The organism is Nitritalea halalkaliphila LW7, assembly GCF_000265075.1.
Classification (GTDB): Bacteria; Bacteroidota; Bacteroidia; order Cytophagales; family Cyclobacteriaceae; genus Nitritalea; species Nitritalea halalkaliphila.
In genome coordinates this window covers 30,324-47,866 of the sequence record NZ_AJYA01000037.1, presented here as the reverse complement: position 1 = coordinate 47,866, position 17,543 = coordinate 30,324, and the positions used below count along the sequence as shown (strand labels likewise).

Genomic DNA, 17,543 nt, shown 5'->3' with positions numbered 1-17,543 from the left:
TATTATTTCAATTTTGTTTTAGGACTCGAACTTTTGTCCGCCTCAGGCGGATATGAGCCCGACGAGCTACCAACTGCTCCATCCCGCGATATGTTTTTAGTACTATTATTTCAAATTTGTTTTAGGACTCGAACCTTTGTCCGCCTCAGGCGGATATGAGCCCGACGCGCTAGAAACTGATTCATCCCGCGGTATGTTTTCGGTACAGATCCAAAACTGATTTTTGTTTGGGGTGCGTGTCACTCCCTTATTGTGATACAAAAGTAGAGGTTATTATTTAAAAAACCAATTGTTCAAGGAAAAAACTTTAAAGATTGAGGTCTTCACGGCTGATTTTCTCTTTAAAACGATCGATTTTTCTTGACAAAGTACTTTAAAATGAATGTCTTAGCAAGAAAACCATGTTGGCTACTTTTTTTTCCGGTTTTGACTTTTCATCTGGTTGCGGTTACGCTTGGCCTTGGAGTTCTTATTCCCCCGCTTTGGTTTAGGGGCTGTATAATTTGAGGAAGGTCGGGCTTTTTTCTCATGAAAGCCCCCCTTGAAATCAGGGTCCTCCTTACGCTTCTGGCTGTCAATTTCACGTGCATACTGCTGCTTTTCTTCGAAAGGTGTCTCAGGAACCGAGACCTCCGTTGGAAGGTGCACAAGTGGGACTGGCCGACGTATAATCTCCTCGATTTTTTCCATATGGTACACCTCCGCAGGGTTTACCATCGTTAGCGCGTGACCACTTTGTTCTGCACGGCCTGTTCGGCCAATGCGATGGACATAGTCCTCATAAATCAGCGGCACATCGAAATTAACCACATGACTTACCATGCTGATATCGAGCCCCCGCGCAGCCACATCTGTAGCTACTAAAACACGCACCTCGCCCGCCTTAAAAGCTTCCATGGCATTAATACGTGTGTTTTGGCCCTTATTTGCATGGATGACACGTACTTCACCCTCGACCTTACGCTCCACAAAACTGTAGACTGCTTCAGCATTTTTTCGGGATTTCGTAAACACGATGACCCGCTGAAATTCACTTTGCATCAGCAAATACGCCAGAAGATTAATCTTCGTCTTAATGTTCGGTACCTCATATTTGACCTGCGTGATCGTTTCGGCTGTCGTCGCTTGAGGAGTTAGCTCTACCCGCTCTGGAAAAGCTAAAAATTCATGCGAGAGCTGCTCTACTTTCCCGCTAAAGGTAGCCGAAAATAAAAGGTTCTGCCGTTTTCGTGGGATGACCTCTAAAATCGAGCGAATCTGCGGCATGAAACCCATATCCAGCATTTTGTCGGCCTCATCGAGTACCATCGTTTTTAACTCCCTAGGGAAAAGCACCCCCTTGCGGTAGAGCTCCATAAAGCGGCCCGGAGTACTTATCAAGAGATCCACCCCCGCCTCTAAGGCCTCTATCTGGGTCTTTGGGCCGAGGCCCCCATAAAGCGCTAGCATCCGGATATCCGTGTAGGCCGCAAATTTCTTCGCCTCCGCCTCGATCTGCATCACCAGCTCCCGAGTAGGTGCCAGAATCAAAGCTCGAGGGTACATGCCCTGAGCATACTTTACTTTATATAATATGGGGAGCAAGTAAGCGGCCGTCTTTCCCGTCCCCGTCTGGGCGATGCCCAAAACATCATGGCCAGCTAGTGTCAGTGGAATGGTTTTTTCCTGCACCGGAGTGGGCTTCTGATAACCTGCTTCGCGCACAGCCTCTTGGAGCTGCTTGTTCAATTTAAAATCATCGAAAGATAATGGAGTTGCTGACATGATGTTGTATTTTTGGATGCAAAGCCCCGGTTTTTCGCTTGGCTGTGCCTACTGTACGGGCTGCGATCGGGTCGTATTTATAAACCAAAACCCTATTCAAAAATGAAAAGTATCTTAATTTCAGGTGCAAATATAGTAAATGAGGGGGAGATATCGCGAAAAGATGTGCTCGTGAAGGAGGGAAGGATTTTTAGCGTGGCACCAGACCTCTCCGAATGGCGCGCTCAGGTAGATACAGTTATCGAGGCGGAGGGCTTACACCTCCTTCCCGGCATCATCGATGATCAAGTGCATTTTCGGGAGCCCGGCCTGACGCATAAAGCGGAAATTTATACCGAGGCGAAGGCTGCAGTAGCAGGAGGAATCACTTCCTACATGGAGATGCCGAATACCGTGCCGCAGGCGACCACATTAGCGCTTTTAGAAGAGAAATATGCTACCGCGGCGGCGCGTTCGCTGGCCAACTACTCCTTTTATATAGGGGCCACAAATGATAATGTCGAGGAGCTACTGCGTGTGGATCCCGCGCGCGTTTGTGGAATTAAAGTATTTCAGGGCTCTTCCACCGGAAATATGCTTGTGGATAATGCAGAGACTTTGGAAAAGATTTTTGCGCAGTGCCGCATCCTCATCGCCACGCACAGTGAAAACGACCACATCATAAAGGACAATTTCGAACGCTACCACCAGGAATATGGGGATGCGATTCCCATGCACCTTCATCCGAAAATCAGATCGGAGGAGGCCTGCTACGATGCTTCCAAGCGGGTGGTGGATCTGGCTCGAAAGTATGGTGCCAAGCTGCACGTGCTGCATATCAGTACTGGTAAGGAGGTGGACCTTTTCGATGCGGGCATCCCTCTAGAAGAAAAGCGTATCACAGCAGAGGCCTGCGTGCATCATCTGTGGTTTAGCGATGCCGATTATGCAGAAAAAGGGAGCTTGATCAAGTGGAACCCAGCGGTAAAGACAGCTGCAGACCGAGAGCGTATTCTGGAGGGCGTTTTAAAGGGGCACATCGATGTCATCGCCACCGATCATGCGCCGCACACCCGCGAGGAAAAAGCTCAGCCTTACACGAAGGCGCCTTCGGGCGGACCGCTCGTGCAGCACAGCCTGGTCGCGATGCTGGACCTCTACCATGCAGGAAAAATTACACTAGAGCAGATTGTAGAGAAAATGTGTCATCACGTGGCTATTCTTTTTGAAATCAAGGAGCGTGGCTACATTCGTCCGGGCTACTGGGCTGACCTGGTGCTGGTAGACCTGAATCGTCCCTGGACGGTGACCGCCGAAAATGTGCTTTCTAAGTGTGGTTGGTCGCCTTTTGAGGGGCATACCTTTAAAAGCCAAGTGACACATACACTTGTTTCGGGACATTTGGCGTACGCCAATGGACACTTCGATGAAAGTCAAAAAGGACAGCGACTGGCCTTCGAGCGTAAACCTTTCTAAAGAGGGGAGAGCAGGCGAGGAAAACGTAAAAGCTCCCTTGCCCGCTTTCATTTTGCTGGCGCAAAAAAAAATAGCTGATTATCAATTGCTTTCCGAAAGGGTCAGTATTTTTCTAGTATTTTCGATTAGAAGTTTTTGGAAAATGAAAAATGCGTATTACTTTTGCATTCCAATCGGAGACGATTGAAAATGGTGATTGTAGCTCAGTTGGTTAGAGCGCTGGTTTGTGGCACCAGAGGTCGCCGGTTCGAGTCCGGTCTTTCACCCGAGAAAACCCCGCTGCTGCGGGGTTTTCTGTTTTATGAGGGGATGGTTTTTTGGTTTCTTGATTTTTAAACCAAATGAACTTATTACGTGGAGTTGGCATTTAAATTGATGAGGCTAAAGCATAAACAGTGAACACATGGCATTTCTATTATTACAAACCCAGTCTTTCGCGCCAAAAGTACGCCCAGTGAATCTAAAATGTGTACAAGCTTATCAGGCGAAGTTCGAAGAGTCTTTACGGAATTTGGAGAAACTCCAACAAGAATCGTAAAATATTATGAGAAGTGGTATAAGATGTTAAAGGTTGCCCAGTGGCAGCCTTTATTTTTTAGATAAAAGTTTGCGGTTCGGATTCAAAAAACTATTTTTATACGAATCTCCAAACGTTAAACTTATGAGCTACATTCATTTTGATAAAACTCAATTGATAAACCTAAATTACTCCTTATCAAGAGAGACTATCAGAACAAATCGAGGTGGCTGTTACACGAGTACAACTATAATCGGGTGCAATACTCGAAAGTATCATGGACTTTTAGTGGCACCACAACCTCAAATCGACGAGCAGCTACATGTACTGCTCGCCACCGTACATGAAACGGTTATTCAGCGTGGGGCGAGTTTTAATTTAGGGATCGCGAAATTTCCCGGAAATTACTCTCCGCGAGGGCATAAATACCTCGAAGATTTTACGACCGAGCCGATTCCCAAGCTTACCTACCGCGTGGGGGGTGTCCTCCTCCAGAAAGAGCTGATCTTAGACACGAAGCGAGACCGTGTCATGATTCGCTATACCTTGTTAGAGGCTCATTCTCCCACTAAGATTCAGATCAAGCCTTTTTTAGCTTTCCGGGGGTACCATACGCTCGTCCGCGAAAATGAGCAAGCAGACTTTAGCTTTAAGGAGGTCAAGCAGGGCATCTCCATGTGTCCCTATCCTGTATATCAGCCGCTATTTATGCAGGTGAATAAGGATATGCAGTATGTGCATGCTCCGAACTGGTACCATAATGTGGAATATATTCAAGAAAGAGAGCGGGGCTATGATTATCAGGAAGACCTAATTCAGCCAGGGTATTTTGAATTTGAGATCGCAAAAGGGGAGTCTGTCATTTTTTCTGCCGGTCTACAGGAGGCAGACCCCGACACCAGGCAGCAGTCCTTCGAAAAAGAGCTTTCCCGAAGAGTGCCGAGAAATAATTTTGAAAATTGTTTAAAAAACTCTGCCGTACAATTCATACAGCGGCGGAATCATAAGACACATATTATCGCCGGTTATCCGTGGTTTGGTTGGTGGGGGAGGGATTCATTTATTGCCGCGCCCGGCTTGACGCTCGCCTTGGACGATGAGCGCACCTTTTTAGAGGTGGTGGACACCTTAGTAGCAGACATGCAGGGCCCTTTTTTTCCGAATGTCGGAAGTGGTGTGATGCGTAATATGCGCTCTATCGATGCGCCGCTTTGGTTTTTCTGGTCCTTACAGCAGTATATCCGCTACACAGGGGATAAAGAAACTGTGCGTGAGCGCTACGCTGAGGCCATGCTGACGATTATCGAAGGATTTATTTCGGGTACTGAATTCTCGATTAAGGTGCAGGTTAATGGACTGCTCTACGGTGGAGAAGAAGGCGTGGCACTCACCTGGATGGATGCAGTCAACTCCGATGGGCCCGTTACGCCGCGAATCGGCTGTCCAGTGGAAGTGAATGCTCTCTGGTATAATGCGCTTTGCTTTTATGACGAGGTCATGGGTGAGGAGCGTTTCAAGGAGCGCGCCGCACTGACGAAGGAAAGTTTTCTCCAGTTTTTTTGGGACGAAAAGCGTGGTTTCTTAGCAGACCTAGTGACGGAATCAGGCGCCGACTGGGTGATTCGTCCGAACATGATCTTTGCAGCTTCGCTGCCCCATAGTATGCTGACAGAGGAGCAAATGAATCGTGTCGTGGAAACTATACGCTCTAAGTTGCTCACTCCTAGGGGACTGCGTACGCTTTCTCCAGATGATCCCGGCTACAGAGGCTACTACCAAGGCAATCAGTACACGCGCGACCTCGCCTACCACTGCGGAACGGTATGGCCCTGGCTGCTGGGAGCTTTTGTGGATGCTTATCTGCGTTTGCATGGTAAAGCAGGAAAGCATTTCGTGGAGAAAATCATCGCATCTTTCGATGAGGTGATGAGTCAGTATGGTGTGGGCACTGTGGCAGAGATTTATGATGGAGATCCGCCACACCGTCCGAAAGGCGCTATTAGTCAGGCCTGGTCTGTGGCAGAATTGTTACGCATAATGCGAGAAATTAAGAACCTATAAATCGAGGATTGCATGAAAGTTTTAATGTTTGGGTGGGAGTTTCCTCCACACATATCTGGAGGCCTAGGTACGGCCTGTTATGGTTTAGTAAAAGGCCTCGTGCACCATAAGCAAGATATTATTTTTGTTGTACCGAAATTATGGGGGGATGAAGAGCCCCTAGCGGATTTCGTGAATGCCAGTGGGATTACCATCGATTATAGGGAACGTCGTTTTAAAGAAATCTGGAAAAGTCTCACCTACCTAGAAGTGAGCAGTTTTTTAGTGCCTTATTTAGGTCCTGAAGAGTTTAGCCGCTACACGGAACATGCGATGTCAGAAGGCGCTGAGGTGGATGAAAGTGTTTTTTCCTCGAAGTTTGAGTTTAGTGGTAAGTACGGGAAGGACCTGATGAAGGAGGTGTCGCGTTATGCCCTAGTCGCTGCACAAATCGCGAAAGACAAGGAGCATGATGTGATTCATGCACATGACTGGCTGGCTTATCCTGCAGGCGTGGCGGCGAAGCGAATCAGTGGGAAGCCACTGGTGGCGCATATTCATGCTACCGAATACGATCGCTCGGGGGAGTCCGTAAACCGTGCGGTTTTCGATATCGAGCGTGAGGGCATGATGGCAGCAGACCATGTGGTGGCCGTCAGTCACTTGACACGAAAAGTAGTTATCGAAAAGTACGGAATTCCTGCAGACAAAGTCAGCGTGCTGCATAATGCCGTACTGGATGCCAGCATTATCGAATCTAGCGTAAAAAAGAAGGTGCCCGAAAAAATCGTCACCTTCCTCGGAAGAATTACTTTCCAGAAAGGTCCCGAATACTTCGTGGAAGCAGCGAAAAAAGTGCTGGACCGCGATCCGAATGTCCGCTTTGTGATGGCGGGCAGCGGGGATCTTCTTAACAGGATGATAGAACGCGTAGCAGAACTCGGCATGGGCACGCGCTTCCACTTCACAGGCTTCTTAAAAGGCCAGGACGTGGACGATATGTACGCCATGTCCGATGTTTATGTGATGCCCTCCGTTTCAGAGCCTTTCGGCATCGCTCCCCTTGAGGCCGTGCGGCATAATACGCCTGTAATCATTTCGAAGCAGTCCGGTGTGGCCGAGGTGCTTCAGAATGCGATAAAAGTTGATTTTTGGGATGTGGACGCCATGGCCGATGCCATGTTCGGGCTGCTGCACTATGAAAGCATCTCGAAAATGTTTAAAGAACTCGGCAGCGAAGAGTTAAAGAAGCTCAAATGGGAGCATGTGGCCGAGAAATTAGTTAAAGTTTACGATACCCTACACCAGAACCATACTGCATCATGAGAACCATTTGTTTTTACTTTCAAGTACACCAGCCGTATCGGATAAAGCCGTATCGGTTTTTTGATATAGGAGAAGATCATTATTACTGGGACGATTACAGTAATCGCTCTATTATGCGCAAGGTAGCCCAAAAATGTTATCTGCCCATGAATAAACTGCTTCTTGAACTGATTCGGGAGCATGAAGGACGCTTTAAGGTGGCCTTCAGCATCTCTGGGGTCTGCCTCGATCAGTTCGAAGCGTATGCCCCCGATGTCTTGGATTCATTTCGCGAGCTGGTAGCTACCGGCCATGTAGAACTACTAGCAGAAACTGACGGCCACGCCCTTTCTGCCTTAAAAAGCAAGGTGGAATTTTCTCGTATGGTGGAGCGACATAGTGCGAAAATCGCCAAGCACTTCCATGGATATACCCCGAAAACTTTCCGAAATACAGAGCTAATCTACTCAGATAAAATCGGAGAAATGGTTTACGACATGGGCTATTCCACCATTCTAACAGAAGGTGCCAAGCATATCCTCGGTTGGAAATCCCCGAATTTCGTCTACACAGCAGCTTCACAGCCGAAGCTAAAAGTCCTACTGAAAAATTTTCAGTTGAGTGATGACATCGCCTTCCGTTTTAGCAATAAAACTTGGCCAGATTACCCGCTTACGGTGGATAAATTCGTCAACTGGATCCGTGAAATTCCCGCTGAACAGGAGACCCTTAACCTATTCATGGACTATGAAACCTTCGGAGAGCATCAGTGGGCAGACTCGGGAATTTTCGAATTTATGCGCGCACTGCCTGCCGCGATTATGCGGGATACCTCCTTTACCTTCTCCACTCCAGCAGAGGTAGCTGAACATGGGAAGCCAATCGCGCCGATTCAGGTCCCTGTACCGATTTCCTGGGCTGACGAAGAGCGCGACCTCACCGCTTGGCTCGGTAATGACCTCCAAAATGAGGCCTTCACCAAGTTATACGAGCTGGAAGAAGATGTGAAACTGCTGGCTGATGATTACGATATACAGCGCGACTGGACCTACCTGCAGACCTCGGATCACTTTTACTATATGTGTACCAAGTTCTTTTCGGATGGGGACATCCATGCTTACTTCAGCCCTTATGACACACCCTATGATGCGTTTATCAACTATATGAATGCGCTGAGTGATTTTATTTTGCGCGTGAAGCGGGCGAAAAAAGCTTTAGCGAAGGCCAAAGCCGAAACCGATCTTTAAGACCTGTGTCCGTTTATCCAGAATTAAGAGGGAGTCTTCGGACTCCTTTTTATCTTTATCACCTGTAGCCGTTCCTTTTCATACCCGAACCCCATTCGTCATGATCCTAAACCGAATTGTGTACCGCTCCCTTGCCCTTGTCTGCTTCGCACTTTTGGGCTATGCCTGCCAGCCTGCTACTTCCATAGAAGAAGCCGGTGAAATCACGCGCTTAGACCGTCCAGATGCCAGTATTCTCCGTGGGGTACATGTGCCTGCCGGCAAAAGCTATTTCTATACCTCCGGCTTAGTGGCTCCAGTGTTAAATGCAGAAGCTGAGCCGGGTTCTCCCGAGCGCTATGGCGATACCTATACCCAAAGCATCGGCATCCTGAAGCGTATTCAGGAGACTCTCGCCGAGGAAGACTATAGCCTAGAAGATGTAATTTTCCTGCGCGTGTACATGGCTCCTGACGCGGATGGAGAAATCGACTGGCAAGCCTGGTTTAAGGCGTACGGAGAGTTTTTTAACAACACAGAAAATCCCAATAAGGTCGCTCGCTCCACGGTAGGCGTGTATGCGCTAGCCAACCCTGACCTGCGCATCGAAATCGAAGCGGTGGCAGCCAAATAAGCTGTTCCGCCGCCCTTGAGCCTGCGCCTTTTCAATGCTCTTTACATCTTTATTCCTTACCATGCGACGAATTCGCGCCATCTGTACCGATATCGACGGGACACTCCTAAATGCTGATCGCCAGCTTTCTGATCGCCTTTTGCGCATCATGCGCAAAATTCCAAAAGAGGTTCCCTTCATCCTCGCTTCTTCCCGCATGCCAGATGCCATGCGCCATCTATTACGTACCTTAGAGCGTCCGCACGAAGCACTGATCTGTTATAATGGTGCCTATGTCTTGCTGCCCGATGCGCGGCAGCAGGCCGCTTCCTCTCCGCAGCAAAAGGTGCTGGCAGATGTGCCGATTCCGGTGGAGGTCTGTGCCCAGCTGCTCGCACTCCCAGAAAGTAGGCACATTCACCTCTCCCTCTACCAAGGGGAGCACTGGTACGAGCCGACGAAGGATCAGTGGACGCTGCGGGAAATCCGAAATACCCAGGTGGAGCCCGACTTCCGCGCGGCAGAAGAGGTTCTGCAGTACTGGCAGCAGCGGGGTTTAGGGGCGCATAAGGTCATGTGTATGGGGGAAGCTGCTGCCGTAGAGGCATTTACCGAGGCGGCACGTGCTCTGGTAAACCAGCAGATTCACCTCTACCGCTCGAAAGATACCTACCTGGAAATGGCACCGAAGGCCATCTCTAAGGCCCATGGTTTACGTCAGCTTTTAGGAGCAGCTTATACTTTCGGACTGGAGGATGTCGTCGCTTTTGGGGATAATTATAACGACACGGAGCTCCTGCGCGCCGTAGGCCTAGGGGTGGCTGTGGCCAATGCCCAAGAAGAGGTGCTACAAGTGGCCGATGCGCATACCGCCACTAACAAAGAAGATGGGGTGGCACTCTTTTTAGAAAAATTATATGCCGACGGAGCTTTTTAGTACGTTCCGTCCAGGCCTGCCCGCGCCTCTTCTTCATGACACTTTAAAGAATAGGAAGCAGACCGTCTCCGCCTTCGCTCTCTTCGCTGGCGCGCAAAATAAAATCATGAAAAGGCTTGCCGACCTCCCAAGCAGCCAATGCCTCCGCCACGAAGCGCCCACTCTGCACGCTGGCATCTGAAATGGGCCGGCTGATGATAAAACTTTTATAGCGTAAAAGTGCGATATGGGGATGATCTGCCGCATAGCCCTTGGGACTGGTTTTCAACTGCTCCCCGCTCATTTCCCTAAAGGTGCTGCGGACATTCGGGCTGTCTAGGATACCCTGTAGTTCCTCCCCATTGTAATCGATCTCCTGACGAATCTGCTTGAGGATAGGCGCAGGCGGCATCCAGACGCCCACCGCTAAAAAAGAGGCCCCTGGCTCGAGATGGATGTAGTAGCCCGGACCCTCCGATTTTTTGCCCCCGAGGGCCAAGTAAGCGGCTAAATTTGTCTTGTATGGGTTTTTATTAGCCGAAAAACGGATATCTCGGTTTTGGCGGAACACGCAGTCTTTCGGTTGCAAGTGCGCCAGTCCCGGCTCGAACTGCATGGCTCCCGCCAAAAGCTGGCCGACATCCGCCAAAAATGCTTTGCGCACCGCCTGATAATCATCGCGGTGGGCATCCATCCATTCCTTTGTATTATGTTCGCGCAGTACGCTGAGAAATTCCAAGTAAGCTGTAGCCATGATCGTTTTGTTTCGTGCATCTATGCCCCCGAAGAGAGAACTTTCTGAATCAAATAAAGTCTACCAATCCCTCTAATTTCATGCCTCGGCTGCCTTTGATCAGGATCAAATGCTCCTCCAGCGCGGAATCTGCGAGCCAGTTGCGGAAGGAAAAAGGATCAGGAAAATAAAGCGCGCGCATAGGGGCACGGCTCAGCGCTGCCTGCACATGGCGACCCGTGAAACAGATCACTTCGAATGGAAAGCGGCTCACCAGCTCCCCAAGGCGTGCATGTTCCTCTTCCGTTTCCTCTCCCAGCTCGTACATATCTCCGAGGATGAGCATTTTTTTCTTCGGACTTTCCATTTGGCCGAAGGCCAAAATAGCCGCTTCCATGCTCGAGGGATTCGCATTATAGGCATCTAAGAGAATAGTGTTGGTTCGCTTTTCAAGCACCTGGCTGCGCATATTTTCGGGAGTGTAGGCAGCGATGGCGGCGATGGCTTCCTGTTCCGGCACCTCGAAAAATGCAGCTACAGCCAAGGCGGCGGCGATATTTCCGAAATTATAGGCTCCCAGCAGGCGGGAAGGATGAATCGTTTCCGAACCTTCCACCGTGAAGCGCACGAAAGGAGCGGCGTCCACCAGCTGCGCGGAAAAGTGATTTCCCGGAAGCGGATAGGTGAACACCTGCTGAAAGCGCTTTTCCATGTGCACCAATTTCGGGTCCAGGGTATTTAAAAACACCATGCCCCCTGTGCTGCGCAGGTGCTGAAAAAGCTCAGTTTTCGTCTTGAGGACCCCCTCAGCGCCCCCCATGCCCTCGAGGTGGGCCTTTCCGATGTTCGTAATAAGGCCATGTGTCGGCAGGGCGATGGCACAAAGCTCCTGAATGTCGCCCTGTTTATTCGCCCCCATCTCGATGATCGCCAGCTCGGTATCCTTAGGCAGACGCAGCAGGGTGAGCGGCACCCCGATATGGTTATTGAGATTCCCATACGTCGCCCCCACGCGGAATTTGCGCGCCAGCGCGGCATGCAGGAGCTCCTTGGTGGTTGTTTTGCCATTACTTCCCGTCAGGGCGAGCACCGGAATCTGCAGCTGCTCCCGATGATGGCGCGCGAGGGCTTGCAGGCTGCTCAGCACATCCTCCACCCACAGGTACCGGGCATCATTTCCGAGGGCCGGCAGCTTCGGGTCATCGACCACCACGGCGAGGGCGCCCTTTTCGAGGGCCTCCGCGGCATGGGTATTGCCATCGAAGTTCGGCCCTTTCAGGGCAAAAAACAGTTCTCCGGCCTTCAGGCTCCGCGTGTCCGTGCTGACACCCTCGGCACTCAGATAGTGGGCATAAAGATGCGCGATTTCCATCCTAGTTTCGTATTTTTAGGTGCCCAAAGATAACAAAATATAGCGTTATCCGCATTCCTCACGTTATAGTAGCCGTATGAGCGATTCTTTACTCCGCCTGAGCAGCCTTCTCCTGATGGCCTGCTGGGTGCTTTCCTTTGGGGCTGCCGCCCAAAACCCCCTGCTTCGTGCTGAAAGAGGCCCGGACTGGGTGCGGGGTGGGCAGGTTTTTCCCGCTGCCTTTAGCGGTGGATTTAATGCCGCACAGTTTCAGTTTATGGACGTCGATGCCGATGGGCAAGAGGAAGTGGTGCTTTGGGACATCAACAGCCGGCAGGTGCAGGTGTATAAAGAAACACCGGAGGGCTTTCGCTTCATGCCTGAATATGCCTACTATTTCCCCGCCTCCATTAATGGTTTTTTAGTCCTGGCGGATTATGACGGGGATGGCCGCCCAGACGTCTTTACGAGCTCTCCTTTCGGGATACGCGCCTACCGAAATGTAACACCCGAGGGGCAAGCTTTTCCGGTTTTTGAGCTGGCAGAGAATTTTTTACGCCTCGAAAATGGCTCGAACGTGCAGGCGAATAACCTCGATATTCCTTTGCTAGCGGATATCGATGGGGATGGGGACCTCGACGTCATTACCTTTAATTTTGCGGCAGGAGATTTCTTAGAATTGTACTTAAACACCAGCGTGGAGCGAACGGGTAGCCCAGGGATCGACGGCTTTGCTTTTCCTGTACGCCGCTGGGGTCGCTTTGAATTTTGTGATTGCAGCAGACTAGCTTTCGGGGAAACCTGTAATGGGTTGCCCATCGCCCGCATGCAGCTGCCCGAGGCGCTGGAACAGGCACGCCGAGAAGGGGAAGCGGAAAGGGCTCAGTCGGGGGCGGTAGATGCTGCAGGCGCTCGCATCGAGCATGCGGGAGGGCATTCCCTCTTGTATGCGGATTTTAACGGTGATGGGCAGGCAGACCTTTTGATCGGGCAGGATGAGTGTAGCCGATTATATTTTTTACCCAATTCAGGTACACAAGCCGATCCTGATTTCCGCTCCTTTAGTCACGAGCTGCCAGGCTTTGGGCCTTTGCCCGAATTTCCGATCTTTCATGCCGCACAGCTTTTTCGGGGTGATCTGCTCATTAGCTCGAACGCGAATGATCTTGCCGGTATCTTTCGGGCGGACTATCGTCAAAACACCTTTCGTCTCCTTGCCGACGGGGGAGGCTTGACAGTGCCTTTCTTGCAGTCCGAGCAAATGGATTTTGGGGAGAATCTACGTCCTGCTTGGCTGCCCATGCTGCCCGGGGAGGAGGGACTGCTCACAGCCAATACCCTGCTGGGGAACCGCGTAGTCGGTCAGGCGATCCGGGTCCGGCAGCGAGAGGAAGGGAGCTGGGAATTACTGGAAGAGGATGCTTTCGGGCTGGCAGCACTACAGTTTACGGATCTGCAGCTGCAGCGCTTAATACTTCCAGATGGAGGGGAGCGCTTCTTTTTGGCTGGGACGGATACGGTGGGTTTTGCGCTGGAAAAGCGCCTATTTATGGCCTCGGACGCCCGTTTTTCAGCGCTCGAAGAGCTAATCGTTCCAGCGCCTGGAGGCTTTTCTCAGCCGCTAGATCATTATGAGTTTTTCGTATTTGAGGGGGAAATTCACTTGCTTTTAGCCCGCCAAAACGGGGAGCTCATCCTCATGCGTTTACGAGAAGCGGACGGGGGCGCGCAGCTGGAAGTCCTCGAACGTGAGTTCCTGGGCATTCGCGATAATCCAGCAGCTCGGAACCTGAATGTCCATGTCCTACCGGGCGAAAGGCCTCATTTACTGACCTCTGATCAGCGAGGGGGCATCTTTTTTTATCCTAGTTTTATGGACAAGACAGGACTACGAGAGCTGCTGCCTCTGGAGCTGACTTCGGCGGGCAGGGTGGAGGAGCGTACGCGGCTGGCGCGCAATTCCTTCTTGCAGGCTTATGCTTTAGCGGAAGATAGGTGGCGGTTATTTGTGGGGACGACAGGTGGCGGGATGCTGGCGTTTACGCTAAGTGGGGTGCCGAATGTGCCGCTGCGCCCAGAGCGCCCTCAGCTGCGGCTGTTTCCGAACCCCCTTGCTTTGCGGCAGGGACAGGAGCTGAAGCTCCAAAGCAGCCACAGTGGAGAGCTTCAACTGCTGGCTCTTCAGGGAGCCGTGCTGGTGGAGGGTGTCTCCATTCAAGCAGGGGAGACCTTCTCTTGGCCCTTGCCCCCTTTGGCCGCAGGCATGTACCTCGTGGTTCTCCGGCACGAAAGGGGTAAAACAGTTAAAAAGCTGATCGTGCAGTGAATTTACTGAAAATTAAAGATCAGTCGGATGTTTCTTCTTCGGACGCTCTGTAGGGCATCTCCGTAATTCGTGTCGTTCAGGTCTGCCCCTGCTTTGTACACGTCAAGGAGGCCATGTGAGAAACGAATTTCGGGGGACCACTTGAAAAAGCGAAAGTAGATGTCGAAACCCATTCCCAGCTCTAGGGAGAGATCCTGGCCTGTTAGGACGAGGTCTTCGAGGTTGGCTTCATCTTGGGACTTGGTGCGAAACATATAATTTAGTCCGCCGATAAAATACATGCGTGTATTGTTAAAACGCTGTGACTTATACTTCAGTAGTAGCGGGAGCTCTACCAGCGTCGCATCGAAACTGACGGGTGTTTGAGTCAGCGGAAGCTTGGTAGCTCCGTCCACAGGATCAGTAGAAAATGTGTAGCGCATCAGTTCATGCTCATAAAAGCCCACTGCGGGCGTAAAGAGCAGGTTGACCTGGTCATCTAAGCGTAGGATTCCCAAGAAACCGAGGGAGAAACCGAGTGTTTGTAAGGGGACGACGCTATGCAGGCGTGTTCTGCTCTCCTGAACGGGTAGGGGAACAGTCGAAGCTGGGTCTGGGGCAGAGAGGAAGGCGTCCGAATACCGAATACGGAAGCTGGAGCGGTGTGCAGAAAGAAAAAACCATAGCTAATGGTTTTATCGTCTTGACCGGAAGCATTAATAGGGTTGTAGCGGGCCTGGGAAAAAACAGGAAAGCTCAGTGCCAAAAGTAAGGCACTGAGTGTTATTTTACGCCGACATAAATCGAACTGATGCCGAAGGTGAGTGGCTTGCATACTGTTTGTTTAAAACCTACCTTTTCGAGAACAGAAAGGAAATCTTTTCCATCCGGAAATACCTGCACGGACTCGGGTAAGTACGTGTAAGCAGAAGTGTCCTTAGATACGACTTTTCCAATCTGAGGTAAGATATAGGTAAAGTAAAAGTTATACAACTGTTTCATCGGGAAAGCGCGAGGCTTGGAAAACTCTACGATAACGGTTTTGCCGCCAGGCTTCAGCACCCGATACATATCAGAGAGGCCTTTTTCCAAGTTCTCAAAATTCCTTACTCCGAAGGAAACGATCACAGCGTCGAATTTATTATCTTCGAACAGCAGCTTCTCGGAGTCTCCAAGCTGCAGGTCGATAATATGCTCGAGCTTTTTCTTTTTCATTTTCTTTTTGCCCTCGGCGAGCATTCCTTCCGAAATGTCCACACCGATGATCTTTTCAGGCTTCAGGGCGAGCGCCTCAATGGCGAAATCTCCTGTCCCTGTGGCGATATCCAAGATCAATTTAGGCTGATCTTTTTTCAGTAGCTTGACCGCTTTTTTTCTCCACTGAATATCTATTCCTAAGCTAAGCAGGTGATTTAAGAAATCGTATTTGGGACTGATGTTATTAAACATCTCCGCTACCTGCTGCTTTTTCCCCTCGTTTTTATCCTTGTACGGTACTACTGACATGATCGGTAATGAATTAAAGTGCAATAATACTACAATAACCCGAGCCCAAGAAAAATGTTGGCCATTATTCTCCGTCATCCTGTGGAAAAAGCCCTACCTTTGTGTTTTAACATCCATTCCTTATGATTAAGCAAGCACGTTTTTTAGTCAGCAATACCGATTACACGAAATGCCCTGAGCCGAATAAGCCGGAGTTTGCCTTCATCGGTCGTTCGAATGTAGGCAAAAGCTCGCTCATTAACATGCTGACGGGGCATAAGGCTTAGCAAAAACTTCTGGTCGTCCGGGGAAGACACAGCTCATTAATCATTTTGAGGTGGATAATAGCTGGTTTATGGTGGATTTACCGGGTTATGGCTTCGCCAAAGTCAGTAAGTCGCTGAAAGAAAACTGGGACAAGATGATCAAGGGGTACCTAACGAATCGGGGGAATATGGAAGCTGTTTTCGTGTTGATCGACAGTCGCCTGGACCCTCAGCCGATAGATTTACAGTTTATCACCTGGTGCGGTGAGCATGAGGTGCCGATCGTGCTTATATTCACGAAAGCGGACAAGCAGTCACACAGTAAAACGATGGGCCAGGTAAATGCGTTTTTGAAGGCTGTAACGGAAATCTTTGAAGAAGCGCCCTTGTATTTTATTTCGTCCGCTGAAAGCGGCAAAGGAAGGGAAGAGATCATCGGCTTTATTCAGTCTATCGTACGAGGAGAGTTCGAGGAGCCAGAAGACCTACCAGCAGATGATGCGGCCGAAGAAGGCAAGTAAAAACTTGTGGAAATGCGGCGAACATGTACCTTTGCACTCCCTATCATGTTCCATTCGAAAATAACTTGAGAAGATGAAATTTAATGAAATAGCCACTGTATCAGGCAAGCCTGGTTTATACAAAGTCCTGAAGCCTACGCGTAGCGGGGTGATTTTAGAAGCCTTCGATGCGAAGAAAAGTAAATTGGTCGTAGGAGCTAATCAGCGTGTCTCCATACTGAGTGAAATCTCGATTTATACCTTGACGGAGGAGGGCTCCGCCCCCTTAGAGGAAGTATTACAGACGATAGAAGCGGAATTTTCCGGCGATTTAGGTCTGGATAGTGCTGCGGATCAGGATGAATATCGTGCTTTTTTGAAGCATGTACTTCCGGATTTCGACGAGGAAAAAGTATATGTTTCCGATATCAAAAAGCTTATTTCTTGGTATAAGATTCTGCGTGAATTTGCGCCTGAACTGTTAACCAAGTCTGAGGAGTCTGCAGAAAGTGCTACAGATGCCGCTGCTTCTGATCCAGAACAGGCTGCTGAGTAAGTTTTTAGGCCTCGGGACCAAAAGCTTTGAACGACCTCCTTCTCAGGAGGTTTTTTTTATGTGTGTGGTGATTCCGATTTATCTTTACTAAGGACATTTACTTTCTGGACTCCTAAGGCAAAGGCAATAAAGGTTAGCGAATAGCCGGGGCTCCAAAGCAATAGCTTGACGGAAAGATTTGATGTTCGTCTAAATACATTCGTATTATTATTTTTTTTATCCATTAAATTACCTATTTTTAACAAAGGCCTCTTACTATGAAACTGAAAATGCCCCCCAACCCTCCTTCAATCCCAAATTTCATGGATGTAGCTTAATCCTTTTAGGGCTCATCTTTTTTTGGACCTGTACACATCATGAAACCGAGATTCCCTCTGAAGTAGTGTCGGAGGCGCATCTGCCAACCATTGCTAACCATATGAATTATGAAGGAGGCTATCCAGGGGGAATTCCCAGAGAATTTTATGAAGCACTTGCCTGGGTAGGATTAAAGATAGGGGTTAGAGGCTGG

13 protein-coding genes, 1 tRNA gene and 1 pseudogene are annotated in these 17,543 nt (G+C 49.7%); 10 read left to right on the top strand and 5 right to left on the bottom strand.

Annotated features, from left to right (window positions below; genetic code table 11):
- Positions 1-408 precede the first annotated feature (408 nt).
- The gene (locus tag A3SI_RS12145; RefSeq protein ID WP_009056266.1) at positions 409-1,764 is read right to left on the bottom strand and encodes a DEAD/DEAH box helicase; all 1,356 of its coding nucleotides are present in this window, start codon (positions 1,762-1,764) and stop codon (positions 409-411) included.
- Positions 1,765-1,866: 102 nt separating this feature from the next.
- Here A3SI_RS12145 and A3SI_RS12140 point away from each other — a divergent pair, with 102 nt between their 5' ends.
- From A3SI_RS12140 to A3SI_RS12105, 7 genes are all read left to right on the top strand, one after another.
- Positions 1,867-3,219, top strand: coding sequence for a dihydroorotase (locus tag A3SI_RS12140; protein WP_009056264.1), 1,353 nt, complete (start codon positions 1,867-1,869; stop codon positions 3,217-3,219).
- A 191-nt stretch (positions 3,220-3,410) separates the two neighbouring features.
- Positions 3,411-3,486 (top strand) — tRNA-His (locus A3SI_RS12130).
- A 394-nt stretch (positions 3,487-3,880) separates the two neighbouring features.
- Entirely contained in the window at positions 3,881-5,797 is a 1,917-nt protein-coding gene (locus A3SI_RS12125) for an amylo-alpha-1,6-glucosidase (RefSeq protein WP_040670835.1), read from the top strand.
- A gap of 12 nt (positions 5,798-5,809) precedes the next feature.
- Positions 5,810-7,102, top strand: a complete 1,293-nt coding sequence (locus tag A3SI_RS12120; RefSeq protein ID WP_009056260.1) for a glycosyltransferase family 4 protein — start codon at positions 5,810-5,812, stop codon at positions 7,100-7,102.
- Positions 7,099-8,328: a glycoside hydrolase family 57 protein gene (locus A3SI_RS12115; protein WP_009056256.1), complete on the top strand. Its 1,230-nt coding sequence runs from the start codon at positions 7,099-7,101 to the stop codon at positions 8,326-8,328. Before A3SI_RS12120 ends, A3SI_RS12115 begins: the two co-directional genes overlap by 4 nt.
- Positions 8,329-8,428: 100 nt before the next feature.
- A complete protein-coding gene (locus A3SI_RS12110; protein ID WP_040670833.1) occupies positions 8,429-8,941 on the top strand; it encodes a RidA family protein in 513 nt (170 codons plus the stop codon).
- A 61-nt stretch (positions 8,942-9,002) separates the two neighbouring features.
- Complete coding sequence (locus tag A3SI_RS12105) at positions 9,003-9,857, top strand: Cof-type HAD-IIB family hydrolase (RefSeq protein WP_040670850.1); 855 nt, start codon at positions 9,003-9,005, stop codon at positions 9,855-9,857.
- A gap of 43 nt (positions 9,858-9,900) precedes the next feature.
- On the opposite strand, the gene A3SI_RS12100 is transcribed toward A3SI_RS12105, so the two are convergent.
- Positions 9,901-10,590, bottom strand: coding sequence for a DUF2461 domain-containing protein (locus tag A3SI_RS12100; protein ID WP_009056250.1), 690 nt, complete (start codon positions 10,588-10,590; stop codon positions 9,901-9,903).
- A gap of 49 nt (positions 10,591-10,639) precedes the next feature.
- On the bottom strand, positions 10,640-11,941 hold the full coding sequence (locus A3SI_RS12095; RefSeq protein ID WP_009056248.1) for a UDP-N-acetylmuramoyl-tripeptide--D-alanyl-D-alanine ligase: 1,302 nt from the start codon (positions 11,939-11,941) through the stop codon (positions 10,640-10,642).
- Between the two features lie 76 nt (positions 11,942-12,017).
- On the opposite strand from A3SI_RS12095, the gene A3SI_RS12090 reads away from it, so the two are divergent.
- Complete coding sequence (locus A3SI_RS12090; protein WP_009056247.1) at positions 12,018-14,246, top strand: T9SS type A sorting domain-containing protein; 2,229 nt, start codon at positions 12,018-12,020, stop codon at positions 14,244-14,246.
- Between the two features lie 2 nt (positions 14,247-14,248).
- On the opposite strand, the gene porT is transcribed toward A3SI_RS12090, so the two are convergent.
- Together porT and ubiE are read right to left on the bottom strand one after the other, a co-directional pair.
- Positions 14,249-14,872 (bottom strand): type IX secretion/gliding motility protein PorT/SprT, encoded by a 624-nt coding sequence (gene porT, locus A3SI_RS20920; RefSeq protein WP_449406411.1) that lies wholly within the window; start codon positions 14,870-14,872, stop codon positions 14,249-14,251.
- A 136-nt stretch (positions 14,873-15,008) separates the two neighbouring features.
- The gene (gene ubiE, locus A3SI_RS12080; RefSeq protein ID WP_040670848.1) at positions 15,009-15,731 is read right to left on the bottom strand and encodes a bifunctional demethylmenaquinone methyltransferase/2-methoxy-6-polyprenyl-1,4-benzoquinol methylase UbiE; all 723 of its coding nucleotides are present in this window, start codon (positions 15,729-15,731) and stop codon (positions 15,009-15,011) included.
- A 122-nt stretch (positions 15,732-15,853) separates the two neighbouring features.
- On the opposite strand from ubiE, the pseudogene yihA reads away from it, so the two are divergent.
- Together yihA and A3SI_RS12070 are read left to right on the top strand one after the other, a co-directional pair.
- Positions 15,854-16,497: pseudogene (gene yihA, locus A3SI_RS12075) on the top strand (ribosome biogenesis GTP-binding protein YihA/YsxC).
- Between the two features lie 73 nt (positions 16,498-16,570).
- Positions 16,571-17,032, top strand: coding sequence for a DUF5606 family protein (locus A3SI_RS12070; RefSeq protein WP_009056242.1), 462 nt, complete (start codon positions 16,571-16,573; stop codon positions 17,030-17,032).
- Positions 17,033-17,543 lie beyond the last annotated feature (511 nt).

Excerpts from the sequence above, each read along its gene's own strand:
- A3SI_RS12145 (WP_009056266.1), bottom strand. The coding sequence starts at position 1,764 with ATGTCAGCAACTCCATTATCTTTCGATGATTTTAAATTGAACAAGCAG.
- A3SI_RS12140 (WP_009056264.1), top strand. The coding sequence starts at position 1,867 with ATGAAAAGTATCTTAATTTCAGGTGCAAATATAGTAAATGAGGGGGAG.
- A3SI_RS12125 (WP_040670835.1), top strand. The coding sequence starts at position 3,881 with ATGAGCTACATTCATTTTGATAAAACTCAATTGATAAACCTAAATTAC.
- A3SI_RS12120 (WP_009056260.1), top strand. The coding sequence starts at position 5,810 with ATGAAAGTTTTAATGTTTGGGTGGGAGTTTCCTCCACACATATCTGGA.
- A3SI_RS12115 (WP_009056256.1), top strand. The coding sequence starts at position 7,099 with ATGAGAACCATTTGTTTTTACTTTCAAGTACACCAGCCGTATCGGATA.
- A3SI_RS12110 (WP_040670833.1), top strand. The coding sequence starts at position 8,429 with ATGATCCTAAACCGAATTGTGTACCGCTCCCTTGCCCTTGTCTGCTTC.
- A3SI_RS12105 (WP_040670850.1), top strand. The coding sequence starts at position 9,003 with ATGCGACGAATTCGCGCCATCTGTACCGATATCGACGGGACACTCCTA.
- A3SI_RS12100 (WP_009056250.1), bottom strand. The coding sequence starts at position 10,590 with ATGGCTACAGCTTACTTGGAATTTCTCAGCGTACTGCGCGAACATAAT.
- A3SI_RS12095 (WP_009056248.1), bottom strand. The coding sequence starts at position 11,941 with ATGGAAATCGCGCATCTTTATGCCCACTATCTGAGTGCCGAGGGTGTC.
- A3SI_RS12090 (WP_009056247.1), top strand. The coding sequence starts at position 12,018 with ATGAGCGATTCTTTACTCCGCCTGAGCAGCCTTCTCCTGATGGCCTGC.
- ubiE (WP_040670848.1), bottom strand. The coding sequence starts at position 15,731 with ATGTCAGTAGTACCGTACAAGGATAAAAACGAGGGGAAAAAGCAGCAG.
- A3SI_RS12070 (WP_009056242.1), top strand. The coding sequence starts at position 16,571 with ATGAAATTTAATGAAATAGCCACTGTATCAGGCAAGCCTGGTTTATAC.